This is a genomic window from Kribbella qitaiheensis, assembly GCF_042657745.1.
GTDB classification, from domain to species: Bacteria; Actinomycetota; Actinomycetes; order Propionibacteriales; family Kribbellaceae; genus Kribbella; species Kribbella qitaiheensis.
Window position 1 is genome coordinate 73,338 of the sequence record NZ_JBHSKE010000022.1, and the last position, 21,682, is coordinate 95,019.

Annotated in this window: 16 protein-coding genes and 1 pseudogene; 1 reads left to right on the forward strand and 16 read right to left on the reverse strand. The window is 69.2% G+C overall.

What is annotated here, in order from left to right; all coding sequences use genetic code 11:
• Window positions 1-5 precede the first annotated feature (5 nt).
• Window positions 6-3,155, forward strand: a complete 3,150-nt coding sequence (gene ileS, locus ACFPJ1_RS18675; protein ID WP_380105429.1) for an isoleucine--tRNA ligase — start codon at window positions 6-8, stop codon at window positions 3,153-3,155.
• 271 nt (window positions 3,156-3,426) lie between these two features.
• Here the strand turns inward: ileS and ACFPJ1_RS18680 are convergent, their stop codons facing one another.
• From ACFPJ1_RS18680 to ACFPJ1_RS18755, 16 genes and pseudogenes are all read right to left on the reverse strand, one after another.
• Window positions 3,427-4,197, reverse strand: coding sequence for a DivIVA domain-containing protein (locus ACFPJ1_RS18680; RefSeq protein WP_380105431.1), 771 nt, complete (start codon window positions 4,195-4,197; stop codon window positions 3,427-3,429).
• A gap of 178 nt (window positions 4,198-4,375) precedes the next feature.
• Window positions 4,376-4,681, reverse strand: a complete 306-nt coding sequence (locus tag ACFPJ1_RS18685; RefSeq protein WP_132285829.1) for a YggT family protein — start codon at window positions 4,679-4,681, stop codon at window positions 4,376-4,378.
• A 38-nt stretch (window positions 4,682-4,719) separates the two neighbouring features.
• Window positions 4,720-5,244, reverse strand: coding sequence for a cell division protein SepF (locus tag ACFPJ1_RS18690; protein ID WP_380105433.1), 525 nt, complete (start codon window positions 5,242-5,244; stop codon window positions 4,720-4,722).
• Window positions 5,245-5,317: 73 nt separating this feature from the next.
• A complete protein-coding gene (locus ACFPJ1_RS18695) occupies window positions 5,318-6,058 on the reverse strand; it encodes a YggS family pyridoxal phosphate-dependent enzyme (protein ID WP_380105435.1) in 741 nt (246 codons plus the stop codon).
• Window positions 6,055-6,786 (reverse strand): peptidoglycan editing factor PgeF, encoded by a 732-nt coding sequence (pgeF, locus tag ACFPJ1_RS18700; RefSeq protein ID WP_380105437.1) that lies wholly within the window; start codon window positions 6,784-6,786, stop codon window positions 6,055-6,057. The genes ACFPJ1_RS18695 and pgeF overlap by 4 nt, the downstream gene beginning before the upstream one ends.
• A 9-nt stretch (window positions 6,787-6,795) precedes the next feature.
• A complete protein-coding gene (locus ACFPJ1_RS18705) occupies window positions 6,796-7,776 on the reverse strand; it encodes a S41 family peptidase (RefSeq protein WP_380105439.1) in 981 nt (326 codons plus the stop codon).
• 322 nt (window positions 7,777-8,098) lie between these two features.
• Window positions 8,099-9,337, reverse strand: a pseudogene (gene ftsZ / locus ACFPJ1_RS18710) (cell division protein FtsZ); the annotation flags it as partial.
• Window positions 9,338-9,571: 234 nt separating this feature from the next.
• Entirely contained in the window at window positions 9,572-10,312 is a 741-nt protein-coding gene (locus tag ACFPJ1_RS18715; protein ID WP_380105440.1) for a cell division protein FtsQ/DivIB, read from the reverse strand.
• 18 nt (window positions 10,313-10,330) lie between these two features.
• Window positions 10,331-11,770, reverse strand: a complete 1,440-nt coding sequence (murC, locus tag ACFPJ1_RS18720; RefSeq protein WP_380105442.1) for a UDP-N-acetylmuramate--L-alanine ligase — start codon at window positions 11,768-11,770, stop codon at window positions 10,331-10,333.
• Window positions 11,767-12,855 (reverse strand): undecaprenyldiphospho-muramoylpentapeptide beta-N-acetylglucosaminyltransferase, encoded by a 1,089-nt coding sequence (murG, locus tag ACFPJ1_RS18725; protein ID WP_380105443.1) that lies wholly within the window; start codon window positions 12,853-12,855, stop codon window positions 11,767-11,769. Before murG ends, murC begins: the two co-directional genes overlap by 4 nt.
• Window positions 12,856-12,860: 5 nt before the next feature.
• Complete coding sequence (ftsW, locus tag ACFPJ1_RS18730) at window positions 12,861-14,156, reverse strand: putative lipid II flippase FtsW (protein ID WP_380105445.1); 1,296 nt, start codon at window positions 14,154-14,156, stop codon at window positions 12,861-12,863.
• A 15-nt stretch (window positions 14,157-14,171) separates the two neighbouring features.
• Entirely contained in the window at window positions 14,172-15,614 is a 1,443-nt protein-coding gene (murD, locus tag ACFPJ1_RS18735) for a UDP-N-acetylmuramoyl-L-alanine--D-glutamate ligase (protein WP_380105447.1), read from the reverse strand.
• Window positions 15,611-16,687: a phospho-N-acetylmuramoyl-pentapeptide-transferase gene (gene mraY / locus ACFPJ1_RS18740; RefSeq protein WP_380105449.1), complete on the reverse strand. Its 1,077-nt coding sequence runs from the start codon at window positions 16,685-16,687 to the stop codon at window positions 15,611-15,613. The genes murD and mraY overlap by 4 nt, the downstream gene beginning before the upstream one ends.
• Entirely contained in the window at window positions 16,684-18,078 is a 1,395-nt protein-coding gene (locus ACFPJ1_RS18745) for a UDP-N-acetylmuramoyl-tripeptide--D-alanyl-D-alanine ligase (RefSeq protein WP_380105451.1), read from the reverse strand. The genes mraY and ACFPJ1_RS18745 overlap by 4 nt, the downstream gene beginning before the upstream one ends.
• Complete coding sequence (locus tag ACFPJ1_RS18750) at window positions 18,075-19,616, reverse strand: UDP-N-acetylmuramoyl-L-alanyl-D-glutamate--2,6-diaminopimelate ligase (RefSeq protein WP_380105453.1); 1,542 nt, start codon at window positions 19,614-19,616, stop codon at window positions 18,075-18,077. The genes ACFPJ1_RS18745 and ACFPJ1_RS18750 overlap by 4 nt, the downstream gene beginning before the upstream one ends.
• A gap of 50 nt (window positions 19,617-19,666) precedes the next feature.
• Window positions 19,667-21,397 carry a peptidoglycan D,D-transpeptidase FtsI family protein gene (locus ACFPJ1_RS18755; protein WP_380105455.1) on the reverse strand — a complete coding sequence of 577 codons (1,731 nt, stop codon included), beginning with the start codon at window positions 21,395-21,397 and terminating at the stop codon, window positions 19,667-19,669.
• Between the last annotated feature and the right edge of the window lie 285 nt (window positions 21,398-21,682).

Genomic DNA, 21,682 nt, shown 5'->3' on the forward strand with positions numbered 1-21,682 from the left:
GGAAAATGGCGGAGAACCCCAGCACCCCGTGGCGGCAGGTCCCGGCTCAGGTCGATCTGCCCGCGATCGAGCGGGACGTGCTCGGCTACTGGGACGACAACGACACGTTCGCCAAGAGCCTCGAGCAGTCGGCCGGCGGCACCCCCTGGACCTTCTACGAGGGCCCGCCGACCGCGAACGGCCATCCCGGCACCCACCACATCGAGGCCCGCGTCTTCAAGGACGTGTTCCCGCGCTACCGGACCATGAAGGGTCACTGGGTCGAGCGCAAGGCGGGCTGGGACTGCCACGGGCTCCCGGTCGAGGTGGCGGTCGAGAAGGAGCTCGGCTTCAACGGCAAGAAGGACATCGAGGCCTACGGCATCGCGGAGTTCAACGCGATGTGCCGCGAGTCGGTACTGCGGTACGTCGACGAGTTCGCCGAGCTGACCACCCGGATGGGCTACTGGGTGGATCTGGAACACCCGTACCGGACGATGGACCCGCAGTACGTCGAGTCCGTCTGGTGGTCGCTCAAGCAGATCCACGACAAGGGCCAGCTGGTCGAGGACTACCGGATCACGCCGTACTGCCCGCGCTGCGGCACCGGCCTGTCCGACCACGAGCTCGCCCAGGGGTACGAGACGGTCGTCGACCCGTCGGTCTACGTCCGCTTCCCGCTGACCTCGGGTCCGCTGGGGGGCAAGGCGTCCCTGCTGGTCTGGACCACCACTCCGTGGACGCTGGTCTCCAACACGGCCGTCGCCGTGCACCCGGACGTCACCTACGTAGTGGCGACCGACGGGAACGAGTCGCTGGTCGTGGCCGAGCCGCTGCTCAGCGCGCTGGGCGAGGGCTGGGGCGTCACCGAGCGGTTCTCCGGCCGGGACATGGAGCACTGGACCTATCAGCGCCCGTTCGACCTGGTGGAGTTCCCCGAGCCGGCGCACTACGTCGTACTGGCCGAGTATGTGACCACCGAGGACGGCACCGGTCTGGTGCACCAGTCCCCCGCGTTCGGCGCCGACGACCTCCAGGTCGCCCGGGCCTACAACCTGCCGGTAGTGAACCCGGTGGAGTCGGACGGCCACTTCGCCGCCGACGTGCCGCTGGTGGGCGGGCAGTTCTTCAAGAAGGCCGACGAGGACCTGGTCAAGGACCTGCAGGAGCGCGGCGTCCTCTTCAGGCACGTGCCGTACGAGCACCCGTACCCGCACTGCTGGCGCTGCCACACGCCGGTCATGTACTACGCGCTGCCGTCCTGGTACATCCGCACCACCCAGGTGAAGGACGCGCTGCTGCGGGAGAACGAGAAGACCAACTGGTTCCCCGAGTCGGTCAAGTGGGGCCGGTACGGCGACTGGCTGCGCAACAACATCGACTGGGCCGTCTCCCGCTCCAGGTACTGGGGTACTCCGCTGCCGATCTGGCGCTGCGCCGAGGACCACCAGGTCTGCGTCGGGTCGCTCGCCGAGCTGAGCGAGCTGGCCGGCCGCGACGTCAGCTCGACGGATCCGCACCGGCCGTACGTCGACGACATCACCTTCGCCTGCCCGACCTGCGGCGAGGAGTCGCGCCGGGTCGCCGAGGTGATCGACGCCTGGTACGACTCGGGCTCGATGCCGTTCGCACAGTGGGGCTACCCGTGGGTCGAGGGGTCGAAGGAGCGGTTCGACCAGGCCTACCCGGCGGACTTCATCTCCGAGGCGATCGACCAGACGCGCGGCTGGTTCTACACGCTGATGGCGATCGGCACGCTGGTGTTCGACGAGTCGTCGTACCGCAACGTCGTCTGCCTCGGGCACATCATGGCCGAGGACGGCCGGAAGATGTCCAAGCACCTGGGCAACATCCTCGAGCCGCTCCCGCTGATGGACAACCACAGCGCGGACGCGGTGCGCTGGTTCATGGCCTGCTCCGGCTCGCCGTGGAAGTCGCGCGGCATCGGGCCGAACGTGCTCAACGAGATCGTCCGCAAGGTGCTGCTGACCTACTGGAACACGGTCGCCTTCCACGCGCTCTACGCCCGGCTCGCCGACTGGTCACCCACGGCCGAGGCGCCGCCGGTCGCGGAGCGGTCGGTGCTCGACCGCTGGCTGGTCAGCGAGACGAACCGGCTGGTCCGCGACACCGACGAGGCCTACGCGTCCTTCGACACCCAGCGGCTCGGCGCGCTGATCGGCCAGTTCGTCGACGTGCTGTCGAACTGGTACGTCCGCCGCTCGCGCCGCCGCTTCTGGGCGGGTGACGCCGGCGCGCTGGCGACGCTGCACGAGACGCTGGACGTGCTCACCCGGCTGATGTCGCCGCTCACCCCGTTCGTCACCGAGCGGGTCTGGCAGGACGTCTTCCGCCCGGTCACCCCGGGCCTGCCCGAGTCGGTCCACCTGACCGCGTTCCCGACGTACGACGAGGGGCTGATCGACGACACGCTGGCGACGCACGTCTCGATGGCCCGGCGGGTCGTCGAGCTGGGCCGGTCGGCCCGGGCCGAGGCGAAGGTCCGCACCCGGCAGCCGCTCGGTCGCGCGCTGGTCGGGTCGGCCGCGATCGCGGATCTCGACGACGAACTGCTGAAGGAGATCGCGGAAGAGCTCAACGTCGGCTCGGTCGAACCGCTGTCCTCCGCGGGCGCCGACCTGGTCGAGTATTCAGCGAAGGGCAACTTCCGCGAGCTCGGCAAGCGGTTCGCCAAGCAGACGCCGGTGGTCGCGGGCGCGATCGCCGCCGCGGACGCCGCCGGTCTGGCCGCCTCACTCAAGGCCTCCGGTACTGCGACCGTGGTGGTCGACGGCGAGAACGTCGAGGTCGGCGCGGACGAGGTGCTGCTGTCGGAACGCCCGCGCGAGGGCTGGTCCGTGGTCAACGAGCAGGGCGAGACGGTCGCGCTCGACCTGGAGGTGACACCGGAGCTCAGGCAGGCCGGCCTCGCCCGTGAGGTCGTCCGGACCTTGCAGGAGGCCCGCAAGAGCGCCGGCCTGGAGGTCTCGGACCGGATCACGGTCTGGCTGTCCGCGTCCGGTGAGCTGGCCGATGCCCTTGGCAAGCATGCCGACGAGATCGCTCGCGAGGTACTGGCCACCGAGCTGACCCAGTCGGCGCCCTCGGCAACGGATGAGCTCAGCGCCGGCTCCGACGAGGAGCTCGGCCTCAGCTACTGGCTGACCAAGGCCTGAGCGAGAAGTTCTGCCGGCAGAAGGCCTTCAGCGCGGCGGGGAAACCCGCCGCGCGGACGCGATCACCTGCTCACCCCGCGAGGTCAGGACGCCGACACCCTCAGCGGACGAAAGCCCCGCTCACCTGGCCGTAGTATCCGGCGGCCGATGGGGACCCAACGTCACGAAGGGGCGACAGTCAGTCAGATTTGTCCAGACATGACGAAGAGGCGGTGCTGCCGGATTAGCACCGCCTCTGTCAGAGGCCAGACAAACTAGAGCGAGGTAGTTCTTAAACGCCGTGGCCGTGAGCCTGGGCGCGGGCCTCCGGGCGGAAGCCGTTGCGCGGGCTCAGCGTGTCATCGCCGTTGCCGAGTGCCTTCAGCTGCTCGGTGAAGTACGTCTTCAGCCGGCTGCGGTACTCGCGCTCGTAAGCGTGCAGGTCGTCGATGGTGCGCTCGAGCTGACCCTTCTGCTTCTCCAGCGTGCCCAGCATCTGCGCGCGACGCTCGGCGATCTCGCCGTCCAGCTTCTCGGCGCGGGCACGGGCCTCGCCGGTCATCCGGTCGGCCTTGCCACGAGCCTCGTTCTCCAGGCGCTCGGCCTTGGCGCGGGCCTCACCGATGATCTTGTCGGCGGTGTCCTTCGCCTCTTGGACCAGGTCGTCGGAGTGCTTCGTGGCCATCTCCAGCAGCCGCACAGCGGAGCTGGAGGCGTCGCCGACGGTTCCTGCTGCCGCGGCAGCACCCGCGGCCGCTACAGGGGGCGCAACGACTGGCGGTGGCTTCTCCTCGGGCTTCTCCACAACGACTGGAGCCGGCTTGGGCTGTTGCACGACTGGGGGTAGGGCGGCGGTCTGGTCGACCATCGGGCGGTCCTGTCCACCGCCGGCACGCTGAGCCGCCGCAAGCTTCGCGCGCAGCTCCTCGTTCTCGGCGAGAAGTCGCTCGAGCTCAGCTTCGACCTCGTCGAGGAAGGAGTCGACCTCAGTGACGTCGTAGCCCTCCCGCAATCGGACGGGCGTGAACTGCTTCGAGCGGACGTCATCCGGCGTCAGCGGCATCTTTCACCTCGTTTGTCTGTGTCTTGGCGGAGTCCCCGTGGCCTAGACCTCGGCGACTCAGTAGATCACGTTATCGCTTCGTTGTGTTCTGGCGGAATCCGGGCGGGCGATAACGGTCCCCGTGTCCCCGTTTCTCGGGTCTGCTCCTACCCAGGTGTGCGCGTCCTCACGCTTGTGATCACAGTGACCTGATCGCGGTCGAGTTGATCGACATCGCCAGCGAGACGAGCACGAACAGCATCAGCATCGACAGGTCGATCCGGATGCCGCCCGCGCCGATCGGCGGCAGGATCCGCCGCAGTGGCCGTAGGAACGGGTCGGTGACCGAGTAGATCAGCTCGAACAGCAACAGCATCGGCCCCTTCGGGTGCCACTGCGGCGCGAACATCACGATCAGACTGAGCACGAACCTCGCCACCAACATCAGGAAGAAGGCGAGCAGCACCCAACTGAGAACACTGAGGACGAGCAGGAGAGCAGTCATAGTCAGACAAGAGTGTAGAAGACCGGGGAAGCCGGGCGTCAGCTCTGGTTGTAGAACCCGTCCGCGGCGATCTTCTCCTTCTCCTCCGCGGCCAGCGTCACGTTCGGCGGGCAGACCAGGAACACCTTGGTGGTGATCCGCTCGATCGACCCACGGCAGCAGAAGATCAGGCCGGCCGCGAAGTCCACCAGACGCTTGGCGTCCGCGTGGTCCATCTCGGTCAGGTTCATGATGACGGGCGTGCCGTCGCGGAAGTGCTCACCGATCACGCGCGCCTCGTTGTAGCTGCGCGGGTGCACGGTGGTGATGCGGGCCAACTCGGTAACCTCCGGGGAAGCTGTGACGCCACGTCGATCTGGGAACTTGCTGACCGTGCCGACCTGCTCCTCGGAGCTGCTGCTCCGGGCCGGCACCGACTCGGTCTCGTGGGACTCCCCGTCGACGGCTTCGTCCTCGTAATCGTCGTAGCCGTCGTCGAACTCGTCGTCGTAGCGCGCGTTGTAGCGCTCGCCGTCCTCGACCAAGCCGAGGTACACACCCATCTTGCGCAACGCGCCGCTCATGGCCCTCCAGCCCCTCGGTCCAGTCCTGTCCAACGACAACGCGAGCGGGTCGAAAACCTGCTCGATGTCGACACTAGCCCAGAGGAGGACGCGTACCGAGTAATGCGCGCCCGAGCCGAACGTGTGTCGCTCCGTGCCTGATCGCGGCTTCCAGATCGCCGCTCATGCCCGCCGAGATCCAGTCCGCGCCGGCATGTTCGGAGCGTAGCCGCGACGCTACGGATTCCAGTCCGGCGAACGCCTCGTCAGGGTCCGACCCCAGCGGCGCCACCGCCATCACGCCACCCAGTTCCAGCCCGTCCGCCCCCGCGACCTCCGCCGCCAGCACCGGTACGTCGTCCGGCCCCACGCCACCCCGGCTCATCCCGGTCGCAGCGTCCGCGGATCCGTACGCCGCGAGGCTCACCTGCAGCAGGCAGCGCAGCGTCTTCCCTTCCTCCACAGCCGCCCGGGACAACGCCTTCACCAGCGACGACCGGTCGACCGAGTGCACGGCGGCCGCGCACCGGACCACCGAGCGGGCCTTGTTCGACTGCAACTGCCCGACGAAGTGCCAGGTGACGTCCTGGCAGTCCGGAGCCTTCACCTTCAGCTCCTGCTCGCGATTCTCCCCCAGGTCACGCACTCCCAACGCCGCCAGAGCCCGTACGTCGCTGATCGGGAAGGTTTTGGTGATCGCGACCAGGGTCACCGCGTCCTCGGCCCTCCCAGCGGCCACACAGGCCGTCTGGATCCGCTCCCGCACGGCCCGCAGGTTGTCCCGCAGCTGATTCTCCCGGCCCACGGCGATCTCGGGGTTCACGGCGTCTGTCACGGGGCCAGCCTGACGATGCCGGCCAGCCGGCCGCTGACGGCACCCTCGCGCCGGTAGGAGTACAGGTCCTCCGACTCGATGGTGCATCTCGTCGCGTCGATGACGCCACACCCCAGCTCGTTCAGCTGAGCCGTGACCCCCGCCGCCACGTCGATGGATGGTGTCCCCCAGCTTGTCTCGGCGTACGACGCGGGCACGCGCTCAGCGACCTCGGTGCGCATGTCCTCGGGGACCTCGTAGCAGCGGCCGCAGGCGTACGGCCCGAGCACGGCGGTGATCTGCTCGGCCCCGAGTGCCCGCATCGCTTCCACCGTGGCCGGGACGACCCCGACGTACAGGCCGCGGCGGCCGGAGTGGGCGGCGCCGATGACTCCGTTGACGCGGTCCGCGAGCAGCACCGGCAAGCAGTCGGCCGCGCGGACGCAGAGAGCCACATCGGTCCGGGTGGTCACCAGCGCGTCGGCGATCGGGTTCGGCTGGACCGGGAGTTCGTCGCCGGGCCGGACGACGTGGACATCGGGTCCATGCACCTGACTGACTCGGATCACAGCCGTCGGGTCGACCTCGAAGGCATCGGCCAGCCGGCGGAAGTTCTCCGCGATCGCGTCCGCCTCGTCCCCCGCGGCACTGCCCAGATTCAGCTCGCCGTACGGCGCTGTGCTGGCTCCTCCGTAGCGATCGGTGAAGGCGAAGCGGACACCATCGAGTACCTCGTCATAGCCGAACACACCCGAAGGTTATCCAGCGACGGCAACAAGTCCGGCGGCCACCCGCGCTTCGTCGGTGACCTCGCGGCGGCCGGGGGCGACCGGCAGTGCGATCACGTGCTCGAGCGCCCGTCGATACGCCTCACTGAAGGCGGTCTCAGCGTCCACCTCGACCTCTGGAGAGATGCCGACTCCTTCCCAGTTCGTTCCGGAGATCGGATTGAGCGCGCGCTGGATCGGCACAGACGCCTCCAGGTGCGGGTGGACGGTGAAGCCCTCCCGCGGGTGGGCGCCGCCCCGGGTGCGCTCGCCGATCACCACCGCACGGCCCAACTGCTGAAGGTTGTAGGTCAGCTCCTCGGCGCCGGAGAACGTGGTCGAGCTGGTCAGCACCCAGATCGGCTTGGTACCGCCGAAGCGGGGCCCACTCACCGGGACCGTCCAGTGCTGCCGGACCGCTCCTGTGGATGGCGTGACCAGGTCGTTCAAGTGCACCGGTTCGCCGTCCAGGAGATAGCTGCACACCAGAGCGACCATCTCCGGCGATCCACCGCGGCATCCGCGCAGATCCAGCAACAGCGCGTCGGTGCCCCACAGCAGCGTCATCGCTCCGGCCAGCGCGGCACCGGCGTACTTCGGGTCGTAGAGCGTCGGCTTGATCGCCAGCACGCCGATGTTGCCGGCCAGACGTTCGGCCCGGGCCATCCCGGCGGCGGTCAACTCGACATGGCGTGCCCAGGCCGCCTCCTCCGCGACCGGGTCCTCGTCCTCTTCGAACAGTTCGTCGATGTGGTGGATCAGGCGCAGATGCTTGTCGCCGTTACCCACCTGGAGGTCGGTGGTCACCTGCTCGGCGAGCCGCACCGGCTCGGTGAACTCGTCGTACCTGCCCGCGAGCTGGTCGGCTATCAACCTGTCGGCCACCGCCTGGCCGACGTCGGGAAACACATAGTGCTCGCGGATCAAGGCCGCGACCTGATCGATGACTGCCTTGATCTCGTCTGTGCGCATGGCGGTCAGTGAAGCACCGCCAAGACGAGGCGTCTCCCGAATTACCTGCCGGTCGCCGGGACTACTTGAGGAAGTCGGGGATGTCCAGGTCGTCGTCATCGTTGTCGGGCTTGCGCGGCTGGCGCTGCGGAGCCGGCTGCGATGACGGTGAGTTCGACGGGCCCGTGGTCGGCCAGGTGTGCTGCGTCGGTGCCGACGGCGTCGGAGTCGGAGAGTGCGGGACCGGCGGCTGGTTGGTCTGAGGCTGCCCGGTTCGGACCGGCTCGCCCGCCTGCGGACGTGCAGAGTGAGTGGTCCCGCGGTTCTGGTCCGTGTTCGGCACCGGAACCGTGTCATCCATCACCGGCGTACCGGCCGGCGGCTGGTGAGTCTGTTGCGTGACCGGGCCACCGACGCCACCCTGACCAGCCGAGCCAGCGTCGGGCTGGCTCGGAGCCGGCGGCGTGCCGTACGGCGACTGCTGGTTGGGCGTCTGCTGCTGAGCAGGCGGGGTGGATGCCTGCGTCTCGGACGGGGTGGAGCGCGGCACCCCCTGGGTGGCCACGTCACCGCCGACAGTGGGCAGGCGATTCTGCGGACGGGCGCTGTTCATCGCCTGCTCGCGGCGCTTCGGCATCCCGCCGTCGAAACCGGCCGCGATCACCGTCACCCGTACCTCGTCGCCGAGGGCGTCGTCGATGACCGCGCCGAAGATGATGTTCGCGTCGGTGTGCGCGGACTCCGAGACGAGCTGGGCCGCCTCGTTGATCTCGAACAGGCCGAGGTCGGAGCCGCCCGCGATCGACAGCAGCACGCCGTGCGCGCCCTCGATGCTTGCCTCCAGCAACGGCGAGGAGATCGCCGCCTCGGCGGCCGCGACCGCGCGGTCCTCGCCGCGGGACGAGCCGATGCCCATCAGCGCGGAGCCGGCGTTGGACATGACCGCCTTCACGTCGGCGAAGTCCACGTTGATCAGGCCAGGCGTCGTGATCAGGTCGGTGATGCCGGAAACACCCTGCAGCAGCACCTGGTCGGCCTGTTTGAAAGCGTCCAGCACGGAGACGGCGCGGTCGGAGATGGTCAGCAGGCGGTCATTCGGGATGACTATCAGGGTGTCGACTTCTTCACGGAGGGCGGCGATACCGTCCTCCGCCTGGGTCGCACGGCGCTTGCCCTCGAACGAGAACGGCCGGGTCACCACACCGATCGTCAGCGCACCGAGGGAGCGCGCGATGCGAGACACCACCGGCGCGCCACCGGTGCCGGTGCCGCCGCCCTCGCCCGCGGTGACGAAGACCATGTCGGCGCCCTTCAGCGCCTCCTCGATCTCCTCCGCGTGGTCCTCGGCGGCCTTCTGGCCGATGGCGGGGTTCGCACCAGCACCGAGTCCGCGGGTCTCCTCGCGGCCGATGTCGAGCTTGACGTCCGCGTCGCTCATCAACAGCGCCTGCGCGTCCGTGTTGATGGCGATGAACTCAACGCCCTTCAGACCGTGCTCGATCATCCGGTTCACGGCATTGACGCCGCCTCCGCCGATGCCGACGACCTTGATGAGTGCCAAATAGTTCTGCGGTGCCGCCACGTCCGCGCCTCTCGCCTCGTTCTGTCCCGTTATGGCCGGTTGGCCGTCCGAGCTGCGCCTGCCTCGGACCCTTCCGCGCACCGATCCCCGTTGTCCGGCACGGAAAAGCCTGAACCTCAAGTGGATGGTTAGAGTTATCTCAACTGTAGATTGATTCGAACGCTACGGGACCCGATCCGGCAATGTCCACGCGCCTCGCCGCCCGTCCCGCGATGTGTGCGGTTGTGTCGGCAGTCACTTCTTTTCGCCTTTGGTGACAGGAAGATCGGGTGCCGACACGTCGTAGACCTTCGCCTCCCGGCGCATCAGCACGCTCAGTACTTCGGCCTTGCGCGCGCTGTCATCGGCGCTGCCCCAGACGACCTTCACCTTGGAGCCGAGGTTGAGGGTGATCGAGTCCGGCGAGGCGGCCGAGATCGACTCCACCTCCGACCGCAGCTTGACCGGCAGCGCGGCCGAGACCGTCACCACCGAACGGATCGTGACATCGCGCCGGCTGCCGACCACCAGCGCCTCGGGCAAACCCTCCGGCCTGGCCGGCACCGTCTTGAACGCGACCCCGGTGGCGTCGACCAGCTCGAAGTTGCTGCCGTCCGTCACCACCACGACCGGCACCCGCTCGGTCACCACGATCTTCAGCTGGTTCGGCCAGGCCCGGGTCACCTGCGCGTCCGCCACCGCCTGGATGGTCCGCACCCGCTCGGCGATCGCGCCCAGGTCGACCCTCACCAGCGGCGTTCCGGTCGGCGCCTCGGCCACCTGGGTGATGGTTGCCACCGGCACCGTATCGGCACCGGACACCTTCACCCCGGAGACGGCGAACACGGACGAGAAGTAGAACAACCAGACGGTGATCCCGCCGAGCACCACGACCAGGCCGCCGACCGCCCAGGGCAGCCAGCCGCGCCATCGCACCAACCGCTGCCGGCGCGCGAACCGCTGCTGTGCCCGGGCCAGGTCAGTGCTCTGACTCATCCCCCGCTCACCACCGGCTCACTCCGCGGCCGCCGCCGCTGCGGTCGCCCGCTCGGCCAGCAGACCGACCACCTCGGGCCCGATCAGCGTCACGTCGCCCGCACCGAGGGTGACCACCAGGTCGCCCGGCTCGGCGAGGTCCGCGACCAGCCGCGGTACCACGGACCAGGACGGCTCGAACCGGACCTGGTCGGGCTTGAGCGGCACGTGGTTCGCGATCAGCGCACCGGTGATGCCCGGCTCGGGGTCCTCGCGGGCCGCGAACACGTCCATCACCACGACCTCGTCGGCGAGCGCGAGCGCCTCGGAGAACTGGGTCGCGAAGATCCGGGTCCGGCTGAACAGGTGCGGCTGGAAGCACGCGATCACGCGGCCCTCCCCCGCCACCTGCCGGGCGGCGGTCAGGTCGACCGCCAGCTCCGTCGGGTGGTGCGCGTAGGAGTCGAACACCCGGACGCCGTCCTCCAGGCCCTTGAACTCGAACCGCCGGCCGGTCCCGGTAAAGGAGGCGAGGCCCTCGGCCAGGTCGGCCGCGGAGAAGCCCAGGCCCAGCCCGACGGTCAGGGCGGCCGCTGCGTTCAGCGCGTTGTGCTTGCCGGCCTGCTGCAGGTCGACCACCGGGAGCTTGCGGCCGTGGAACACCGGCACGAACGACTGGTTAGCCCCGGTCGCGGTGATCTCGGTGACCCGGGTGTCCGCGTCCTCGGACTCGCCGTACGTCCGTACGTCGATGCCGCGGGCGCGGGCGAATTCGGCCAGCCGGCGCGCGCCCGGGTCGTCGAAGCAGATCACCATGAAGCCGCCGGGGATGACCCGGTCGCAGAACTCCTCGAAGGCGAGCCGGTAGCTGGCCTCGTCGCCGTAGTTGTCCAGGTGGTCCGGCTCCACCGAGGTGACGATCGACACCTCGGGGCTGTAGGTCAGGAAGGAGCGGTCGGACTCGTCGGCCTCGGCCACGAACAGGTCGCCGCTGCCGTCGTGGGCGTTCGAGCCGGACTCGTTCAGGTTGCCACCGATCGCGTACGACGGGTCGGCGGCGCAGTGCTGCAGCGCGACGGTCAGCATCGACGTGGTGGTGGTCTTGCCGTGCGTGCCGGCCACGGCGATCGTCCGCCGGCCGACCATCACCGACGCGAGCGCGGCGGCCCGGGGCAGGATCGGGATCCCGGCCTCGCGGGCGGCGACCACCTCGGGGTTGGTCTCCCGGATCGCGGTCGAGACGACGACGGTGTCCGCCTCGGCGACGTGCTCCGCGGCATGGCCGACCCAGCAGGTCGCGCCGAGGGCACGGAGTGCGGCGAGCACCTTGCCGTCCTTGGCGTCCGAGCCGGAGACCTCGATACCGCGAGCGGCCATGATGCGGGCGATGCCCGACATCCCGGCGCCGCCGATACCGACGAAGTGGACCTTGCCCAACTTCTCCGCGGGCAGATTCGTGTCAGGTGCGGTGACGATCACGAAGCAGACCTCACCACATCGAGGATTATCTTCGCCAACCGGTCGTCGGCGTCGGTGCGGATCACGCCTTGCGCTGCGGTGGACATGGCTGTCAGACGCTCACGGTCGTGCAGAAGTTGCGGCACCGTCGCGCGGACCCAGTCCGGCGTCACGGCGGCGTTGTCGACCAGCAGGCCGCCGCCCGCATCGACCACGGGCTTGGCGTTCAGCCTCTGCTCACCGTTACCGTGCGGCAACGGAACGTAGATGGCGGGCAGTCCGACGCCGGACACCTCTGTGACGGTGTTCGACCCCGCCCGGCAGACCACCAGGTCGGCGGCCGCATAGGCGTAGTCCATCCGGTCAACGTACGACAGCACCTTGTACGGGTATGGGCCGGTCTGCGCGACCTCGAGCGAGTTCTTCGGCCCGATCGCGTGCAGCACCTGGATCCCGGCGGCTTGCAGATCTGCGGCCGCACCGGCGAACGCCTCGTTCAGCCGCTGCGCGCCCTGCGAGCCACCCGTGATGAACAGGGTCGGCGCGTCCGGGTCCAGCCCGAAGAACTGCCTGGCCTCGGCCCGCAGAGCCGCCCGGTCCAGCGTGGAGATGGCCCGGCGGATCGGCAGCCCGACGTACTGGGCGTGGGGCAGGTCTGTGCCGGGGAAGGAGGTGATGACGTTGCGGGTGCAGTAGCGAGCGGCGAACTTGTTCGCGATCCCCGGTACTGCGTTGCCCTCGTGCACGACGATCGGCGTCTTGCGGCGCCACGCGGCCACGTACGCAGGCGTCGAGACGTAGCCGCCGAAGCCGACGAGCACGTCGGCCTTCGCCTCGTCGAGCACCTTGCGGGTCGCGTTCACCGAACTGAGCATCTTGCCGGGTACCGCGAACAGCGCGGGCGTCGGCTTCCTCGGCAGCGGGACGGGCGGGATCAGCTCGAGCCGGTACCCGGCCTCGGGCACCACCCGCGTCTCGAGACCACGCTCGGTACCGAGAGCGAGGATCTCGACCGTCGGGTCGATCCGGCGCAGGGCGTCGGCGGTGGCGATCAGGGGGGAAGTATGACCGGCGCTACCGCCACCGGCCAGGACGATGCTGGGCACAGCTTTCAACGCTCCCGCGTGTTCTCACGGCCGGTTCGGCCAGGTGTGCGCCACGAGGACATCCACCCGAACCGAGGCCGCCGGGTCTCCTTGAGGGCGGCCTGCGCGCCGGGCTCGGCCTTCGCGAAGGACAGCAGCATGCCGATCGCGATCAGCGTCGGCAGCAGTGCGGACCCACCGTACGACAAAAGCGGGAGCGGGATACCCACGATGGGGAGCAGGCCGATCACCGCGCCCAGGTTGACCAGCGTCTGGGCCATCAGCCAGACGGTGATGCCGGCGCTCGCATAGCGGACGAAGGGGTCCGTGTTCCGGGTCGCGATCCGGACTCCGACGTAGGCCAGGGTGAGGAACAGCGCGAGCACGGTGAGCGAGCCGATCAGGCCGAGCTCCTCACCGATCACCGAGAAGATGAAGTCGGTGTGCGCCTCGGGCAGGTTGCCCCACTTCTGCCGGCTGTTGCCGATCCCGACGCCCCACCAGCCACCGGTGGACAGGGCGTAGAACGAGTGGTACGCCTGCCAGCCGATCCCGGACGGGTCCGAGAGCGGGTTGGTGAAGTTCATCAGCCGATCCATCCGGTGCTGCGCCGTGGTGACGAAGTACGCGGCGATCGTGCCGACCACCACGATGGTGGCGACGAACAGCCGGGTCGGCGCGCCGACCACCCAGATCATCCCGATCATCACGGCCATCAGCACCAGCGCGGTGCCGAGGTCGTGCTGGCCGACGATCAGCGCGATCACCAGGCCGCAGACCGGCACCATCGGCACCAGCAGGTGCTTCCACTGGGTCAGCAGCTTCTGCTTGCGGGCGTACAGGTCCGCGCACCACATCACCAGCGCCAGCTTGGCGAACTCGCTCGGCTGGATCTGCAGCGGACCGCCGAGGTTCAGCCAGTTCGTGTTGCCCTTGACGCCGACGCCGAGTCCCGGCACGTAGGTGAGGACGAGCAGGAACACCGACCCCAGCAGCGCGACGTACGCGAGCATCCGGAAGTGCCGCGGCGTCATCCGGGAGGCGACGTACGCCATCGGCAGGCCGACGCCGACCCAGATCAGCTGGCGGTAGAAGATCGTGTAGCTGTTCCCGTTGGCGTTCAGGGACAGCACGCTCGACGCGGACAGCACCATCAGGAGCCCGAGCACCAGCAGCAGCCCGGTCGCGCCGAGCAGGATGTGGTACGACGTCAGCGGGCGGTCCAGCACGTCCCGGATCGCCGCCAGCCAAGGGCGTTCGGTGCTCGAGCCCGGCCCGTCCTTCGACTGACCGGTGTTCGGCTGATCCGTGATCGTCGTCATGCGATCACCTCCGGATCAGTGGTCGCCCAGCCGGTGTACGGCTTGCGCGAAGGCGTCTCCGCGGGCTCCATAGTTGGCGAACATGTCCCAGGATGCGCAGCCGGGCGCGAGCAGCACGGTGTCACCCACCCGAGCCAGCTTCGTCGCCTCCCCCACCACGATCTCCATGGCTCCAGTGTCCGTTGCCTCCACGGTGATCACCGGCACATCCGGCGCGTGTCGGGCAAGTGCTTCGGCGATCACCTGCTTGTCCTGGCCGAGCAGCACGACACCCCGCAACCGGTCCCTCGCCGCGGTCACCAGTCCGTCGAAGGTGGCTCCCTTCGCCTGCCCGCCGGCGATCCAGACGACATGCTCGTAAGCGAGCAACGAGGCCTGCGCCGCGTGCGGATTGGTGGCCTTGGAGTCGTCGACATAGTTGACCCCGGCAACTTCGGCGACATGCGCGATCCGGTGCGCGTCCGGCCGGAACGCCCGCAGCCCTTCCCGCACCGCCGACGCCGGTACGCCGTACGCCCGGGCCAGGGCGGCCGCCGCGAGCGCGTTCGCCACGTTGTGCGGAGCCGGCGGGGTGATGTCCTCGACGGTGGCCAGCTCCAGCGCGGAGGAGGCCCGCTGCTCGACGAACGCGCGGTCGACGAGGAGCTCGTCCACCAGGCCGACCATCGAGATGGCGGGCGTGCCGAGGGTGAAGCCGATAGCCCGGCAGCCCTCGATCACGTCGGCGTCCATCACCAGTTGCTCGGTCGCCGGGTCAGCCACGTTGTAGACGCAGGCCACCTGGCAGTTCTCGTAGATCCGGCCCTTGTCCTTGGCGTAGGCATCCATCGAACCGTGCCAGTCGACGTGGTCCGGAGCGAGGTTCAGCACGACCGCGGAGTGCGCGGACATCGAGTGCGTGAAGTGCAGCTGGTAGCTGGACAGCTCGACCGCGATCACGTCGTACGGCTCGGGGTCCATCACCACCTCGAGCAGCGGCAGCCCGACGTTGCCGGCGGCAACCGCTCGCTTGCCGGCCGCGGTCAGGATCGAGGTGAGCATCTGGACCGTGGTGGTCTTGCCGTTGGTCCCGGTGACACACAGCCAGGGGGCGGCGTTGGCGGGATCACGGAGCCGCCAGGCCAGCTCGATCTCGCTCCAGATCGGGAGGTCCCGCTCGGCTGCGGCGGCCAGCAGCGGGGCGTGCGGCGGGATCCCAGGTGAGGTGACCACCACGTCCACCTCAGCCGGGAGTTCGGCGGTGCTGCCCGGGCCCAGCTTGATGGTGGCGCCGAGGGTCTCGAGGATCTGCGCCTTCTCGCGCAGCGCCTCGTTGTCCCGGTCGTCGAGGACCGTGACGTACTCCGCGCCCACCTGCAGCAAGGAGTCCGCGCACGCGTAGCCCGCCGTACCGAAGCCGAGAACGACGAACCGGGTGGTCGCCCAGCCCCTGCCGTTCCGGTCCCGCAGGTCTGTCATCCGGCCACCCATTCCGCGTAGAACAAGCCGAGCCCGGTGGCGACACACAGGCCGGAGATGATCCAGAACCGGATCACCACGTTGACCTGTTCCCAGCCGAGCATCTCGAAGTGGTGCTGCAGGGGCGCCATCCGGAACAGCCGTTTGCCCACGCCGGAGGTGTGCTTGGTGATCTTGAACCACCCGACCTGCAGGATCACCGAGGCGGTGATGATGACGAACAGGCCGCCGAGCAGCAGGACCAGCAGCTCGGTCCGGGTCATCACGCCGAAGCCGGCCACCGCGCCGCCCAGCGACAGCGATCCGGTGTCGCCCATGAAGATCTTGGCCGGTGACGCGTTCCACCACAGGAAGCCGAACAAGGCGCCGGTCAGCGCCGCCGCGACAACGGCGAGGTCGTGCGGGTCTCGTACCTCGTAACACTTGGAGCCCGGGGCGGTCGCGCAGCTCTGGTTGAACTGCCAGATGCAGATCAGGGTGTAGGCGCCGAACACCATCATCGAGGCGCCCGTGGCCAGGCCGTCCAGACCGTCGGCGAGGTTGACGCCGTTCGACATACCGGCGATCAGCAGCAGGATCCAGATCACCACGAGCACCGGCGCCAGGTGCAGCCACGGGATGTCGCGGATGAACGAGATGAACGGCGATGCCGGGCTCTGACCGCGGTCGTCGGGGAACTGCAGCGCCAGTACGGCGAACGCGACCGCGACCACCGTCTGGCCGGCCAGCTTCGCCTTGCTGCGCAGGCCGAGGCTGCGCTGCCGGACGATCTTGATGAAGTCGTCCAGGAAGCCGACCGCGCCCATCCCCGCGAACAGGAACAGCACCAGCAGCGCCGAGGCGCTCGGCGTGGTCATCGTGAACAGCTTCGCCGCGAAGTACCCGACGATGGTGGCGATGATGAACACCGCGCCGCCCATCGTGGGCGTGCCGCGCTTGGTGTGGTGCGAGGTCGGGCCGTCGTCGCGGATCAGCTGGCCGTAGCCGCGCCTGGCCAGCAGGTTGATCGCCAGCCGGGTGCCGAGCAGCGTGAGCGCCATCGACACAGCGCCCGCGAGCAGGATGGAGATCACTGCGAGTCCTCCTCGAGCAGGGCGTCGGCCAGCCGTCTCAGGCCGGCCGCCTTCGACGACTTCACCAGAACCAGGTCTCCCGGCCGCAATTCCGTCCGGAGCAGCTGCAGCGCATCGTCGATGGTCTCCACGAAGGCCGACTCGTTGCCCCACGATCCTTCCAGTGAAGCGCCCAGGTGGATCGGCCGGGCCCCCTCGCCGACCGCGACCAGGCGGTTCACGTCCAGCCGGACGGCCAGCCGGCCCACCGCGTCATGCTCCTGCTTGCTGGTGTCGCCGAGCTCGAGCATCTCGCCGAGCACCGCCCAGGTCCGGGCGCCCCGGCTCCGGCCGATGGCGACCAGCGACTTGAGCGCGGCCCGGACCGAGTCCGGGTTCGCGTTGTAGGCGTCGTTGATCACAGTCACGTCGTCCGCCCGCCGGGTGACCTCCATCCGGGCGCTGGACACCAGAGTGGCGGCGTTGAGGCCGTCGGCGATCTGCTGCGGAGTGAGGCCCAGCGCCCGCGCCACGGTCGCGGCTGCGAGCGCGTTCGCCACGTGGTGCTCGCCGACCAGCTGCAGCTGAACGAGGTGCTGCTCCCCGTCGAGCTGCAGCGTGAAGGCGGCCCGCCCGTCGCCGTCCAGCTTCGGCTCACCGGCCCGTACGTCGGCCGCGGGCGCCTCGCCGAAGGTCATCACCGTCTGCTCGGTCCGGCTCGCCATCGCGGCGACCCGGGGGTCGTCGGCGTTCAGTACCGCGGTCCCGCCCGGCGCGACGGCCTCGATCAGCTCGCCCTTGGCGACGGCGATCGCGTCCTGGCTGCCGAACTCGCCGATGTGCGAGTAGCCGACATTCAGCACCAGGCCGACCTTCGGCGGGGTGATCCGGCACAGGTAGGTGATGTCGCCGACGTGCCGGGCGCCCATCTCCGCGACCAGGTACCGGGTGTTCTCGTCCGCCTGCAGCGCGGTCAGCGGGTGGCCGAGCTCGTTGTTGAACGAGCCGACCGGCGCAACCGTCGGGCCGTACGGCTGGAGCAGCTGGGCGATCAGGTCCTTGGTGCTGGTCTTGCCCTGCGATCCGGTCAGCCCGATCACGGTCAGGTCCGGCAGCTGGGCGATCACGTACTTCGCCAGCTCGCCGAGCGCGATCTGTACGTCGTCCACCACGATGCACGGGCTGCCATCGATCGGCCGGGCCGTGATCGAGACGGTCGCGCCTGCCTCGGCCACGGCGGCCACGTAGTCGTGCCCGTCGACGTGCTCGCCCGGGAGCGCGACGAACAGGCCGCCCGGCTCGATCTTGCGGGAGTCGATCACCACCGCGGCGTCGACGACGGCCGCCGGATCGACACCGGCGAGCTCACCGCCCACCGCTTCGGCGATCTGGCCGCAACTGACTGGGATCACAGTGCTGTCTCCTGGGTCGCCGCCATCAATTCACGCACGGTCTCGCGATCGTCGAACGGGTGGATCACGCCGCCGACGTCCTGCCCTGTCTCGTGGCCCTTGCCGAGCACCACCACGGTGTCGCCCGGGCCGGCCAGCTCGATCGCGGTGGCGATCGCCTGCCGACGGTCACCCACCTCACGCAGATCTACGTCCGGCACCGCCGCTCGCGCTCCCTCGATCGCCGCCGCGCGGATCGCCGCCGGGTCCTCGCTGCGCGGGTTGTCGTCGGTCACGATCACCACGTCCGCAGCCCGGGCCGCCGCCGCCCCCATCGCGGGCCGCTTCCACGGGTCGCGATCCCCGCCGCAGCCGACCACGGCGAACAACCGGCCCTTGGTGGCCGTGCGCGCAGCGACCAGCGCCAACTCGACGGCATCCGGCGTGTGCGCGTAGTCGACGATCACGGACAGTCCGTCGGCGCGGGAGAAGGTCTCCATCCGCCCCGGCACCGCCGCGTGCTGCAGCCCCGCGGCGATCACCTCAGCCGGTACGTCGAGCTGCCGCAGCATCGCCACCGCCAGCAGCGCGTTCGCCACATTGAAGTCGCCCGGCAGCCCGATCTCGACGGTCAGCGACTCCGACGGCCCTTGGATGTCGACGACCGTGGTGCCGTGCTCCGACTGATGCGTCCCGCTGACGGTCCAGTCGGCGTCACCGGTGGTCGACACCGTGACGAGCGGAACCACTGTCTGCGTGGCGAGGCGGCGGCCGTACTCGTCGTCGATGTTCACGACGGCCAGGTCGCAGCGCTCGGGCGTGAACAGCGATGCCTTCGCGGCGAAGTACTCCTCGAAGGTCTTGTGGAAGTCCAGGTGGTCCTGGGTCAGGTTGGTGAACCCGGCGACCGCGTAGCGCGCGCCGTCCACCCGGCCCATCGCCAGCGCGTGGCTGGACACCTCCATCGCGCAGGAGGCGACGGCCCTCTCCCGCATCACCGCGAACAACGCCTGCAGATCGGTGGCTTCCGGCGTGGTGCGGACGCTCTTCACCACCTCGTCGCCGATCCGCGTCTCGATCGTGCCGATCAGCGCGGTCCGGCCGACGTTCCGCAGTACCGAGTCGAGCAGGTAGCTGGTGGTGGTCTTGCCGTTGGTGCCGGTGACGCCGAGTAGGCGCAGTTCCTTCGTCGGCTCGCCGTAGATCTTCGAGGCGACGGCGCCGAGCACCTCGCGCGGCTTGGCCGCGACCAGCACGGGCAGGCCAGTGGCCCGCGCCCGCTCCTCGCCTGCCGGGTCGGTGAGGATCGCGACCGCTCCCGCGGCGTGCGCGTTGGCCGAGAAGCCCGCTCCGTGCGTGATCGCGCCCGGCAGCGCGGCGTACAGGTCTCCCGGCAGGATCGAGCGGGAGTCGAGCGACACGCCGGTCACTGAGACGTCAGAGATGTCCGTCGGAACGTGGGCTCCGGCGGTTCGGGCTAGCTCGGCAAGGCCGACAGGTACGGTCCGCTGAGGCCTGATCGCCGCAACGGCTCCGCCTGCGGCGGTTGGGGTGGACACGGGCCCAGAGGCTACCGCTCCGGGCCTTGTCACACCTACCTGACCCAGCGTCACCAGGTCAGCGGCACGACAGGCTGCTTCGCACCGGTCGGCGGGACGACGTACTTCTGCAGGGCGTAACTCATCACATCGCGGAACACCGGACCTCCCTGACCACCACCGCTGCGCCCGTTCGTCGGGTTCTGCAGTACGACGTACGTAACGAAGCGCGGGTTGTCGGCCGGAGCGAATCCGGCGAAAGAAGTCGCCCACTTGCGGTAGCAGCCGCAGGCCGAGTCCACTTCCTGCGCCGTACCGGTCTTGCCGGCCACGCGGTAGCCGTCGATCGCGGCCTGGGTCGCCGTACCACCCTTGGCGGTGACGGCCTCCATCATCATCGAGACCTGCTTGGCCGCGGAGTCGCTGACCACCCGGCGCGGCGGCGCGACCGTGTTCGGGATCGTGGTGCCGTTGCCGTCGACGTAGTTCTTCACCAGCTTGGGCGGCATGTAGACACCGCCGTTGGCGACCGCGTTCACCGCGGCGGTCATCTGCACGGCGTTCGCGGACAGACCCTGACCGAACGCGACGTTCGACCGGGTCAGTTCGCTCCACTCGTCACCCGGGGGCATCAGGCCGCGGCTCTCGCCGGGGAAGTTCAGCCCGGTCGGCTCGCCGAAGCCGAAGTCCTTCAGATAGTGCACGAACTCGGGGATCCGCATCTGCTGCGACGCGATGATCGTGCCGATGTTCGACGACTTGGCGATCACGCCGGCGATGGTGAGGTTCAGCGTGCCGTGGTCGAAGTGGTCCCGGATCGTCCGCCGCTGCACGGAGATGCTGCCGGGCACCTTGAGCTTGGTGTCCAGCGAGATCTTGCCGGCATCGGCCAGTGCGGCCATCGTGACGACCTTCTGCACGCTGCCCGGCTCGTAGACCTGCTCGAGCGCGGGGTTCTTCAGCGCCGCCGCCTTGACCGGCTTGTTCGGGTCGTAGGTCGGGTAGTTGGCCATCGCGAGCACCTCACCGGACTTGACGTCCATGGTGACCACGGTGCCGGAGGCCGCCTTGTACTGCTTGACCGCCTGCTCGATCCGCTTCTCCGCGAACCACTGCAGGTCGGCGTCCAGGGTGAGCTGCGCGGTGACGCCCGGCTTCGGCTCCTCCACGGTGTGGTCCGCGTTCGGGATCTTGTTGCCCTTGGCATCCACTTCGTACATCGCCTTGCCGTCCTGGCCGGACAGCTTGTCGTTCAGGCCGTACTCGAGCCCGGCCAGACCCTTGCCCTCGGCGCCGACGATGCCGACCACGTTCGCGGCGATCGTGCCGTTCGGGTGGCTGCGAATCGGGTCGGACTCGGTGTAGAGGCCGGCCAGCAGCGGCGCCTTCTGCTCCTTCGGAAGCCCCTTGTTCGCCTCGTTGATCTTGACGTTGCGGGCCTTGAGCTCGGCTTCGATCTGGTTCCACGTCTGCGGGCTGACCTGGTGCGCGAGCAGCACGTAGCGGCCCTTGCGGGTCAGGTCCGCCAGCAGCTTGGTGTACGACGTACCGGCGATCTTGCCCGCCAGCAGGGACGCGAGCTGAGGTGCGACGGCGGTCGTCTGGGTCGGGTCGGCGGTGACCGCCACCGCGTCCTCCGACACCGACAGCGGCACGCCGTTGCGGTCCAGGATCGCGCCACGGGATGCGTGCAGCACGAAGGGCTTGGTGTTCTCCTTCGTCGCCGCCAGCGCGTACGAGTCGGGGTCGACACCCTGCAGCAGGATCAGCCGACCCGCGAACAGTGACAGCACGAACGCCATCACGCCGAAGGTCACCCGCAACCGCAGCGCGGGACGACCGAGCTTCAGCGTCCGCGGCGGACGCTTCGGCCTCGGCTCGCGCGGTGGCCGCCTGTTCTGCGGCGGACGCTTCCTGGGCGGCTGGCCCCCGGCACGGCGCGGCGCGGCGCGGCCGTTGCCTGTCGCACCAGTCGCGGCCTTCCGTGGACGCCCCGGAGCAGCCTTCTTCGCCGCGGCGCTCTTCCTCGGATCCGCAGCCTTCCGGGCGGCAGTATTCCGCGGGGCGTTCGGGTTCCTGCGGGGCTC

Coding starts and splice junctions, on each gene's coding strand:
- ACFPJ1_RS18680 (WP_380105431.1), bottom strand. CDS start 4,197: ATGCCGCTGACGCCGGATGACGTCCGCTCGAAGCAGTTCACGCCCGTC.
- ACFPJ1_RS18690 (WP_380105433.1), bottom strand. CDS start 5,244: ATGAGCGGCGCGTTGCGCAAGATGGGTGTGTACCTCGGCTTGGTCGAG.
- ACFPJ1_RS18755 (WP_380105455.1), bottom strand. CDS start 21,397: ATGGCGTTCGTGCTGTCACTGTTCGCGGGTCGGCTGATCCTGCTGCAG.
- ACFPJ1_RS18685 (WP_132285829.1), bottom strand. CDS start 4,681: ATGACTGCTCTCCTGCTCGTCCTCAGTGTTCTCAGTTGGGTGCTGCTC.
- ileS (WP_380105429.1), top strand. CDS start 6: ATGGCGGAGAACCCCAGCACCCCGTGGCGGCAGGTCCCGGCTCAGGTC.
- ACFPJ1_RS18715 (WP_380105440.1), bottom strand. CDS start 10,312: ATGAGTCAGAGCACTGACCTGGCCCGGGCACAGCAGCGGTTCGCGCGC.
- ACFPJ1_RS18705 (WP_380105439.1), bottom strand. CDS start 7,776: ATGCGCACAGACGAGATCAAGGCAGTCATCGATCAGGTCGCGGCCTTG.
- ftsW (WP_380105445.1), bottom strand. CDS start 14,156: ATGACGACGATCACGGATCAGCCGAACACCGGTCAGTCGAAGGACGGG.
- murD (WP_380105447.1), bottom strand. CDS start 15,614: ATGACAGACCTGCGGGACCGGAACGGCAGGGGCTGGGCGACCACCCGG.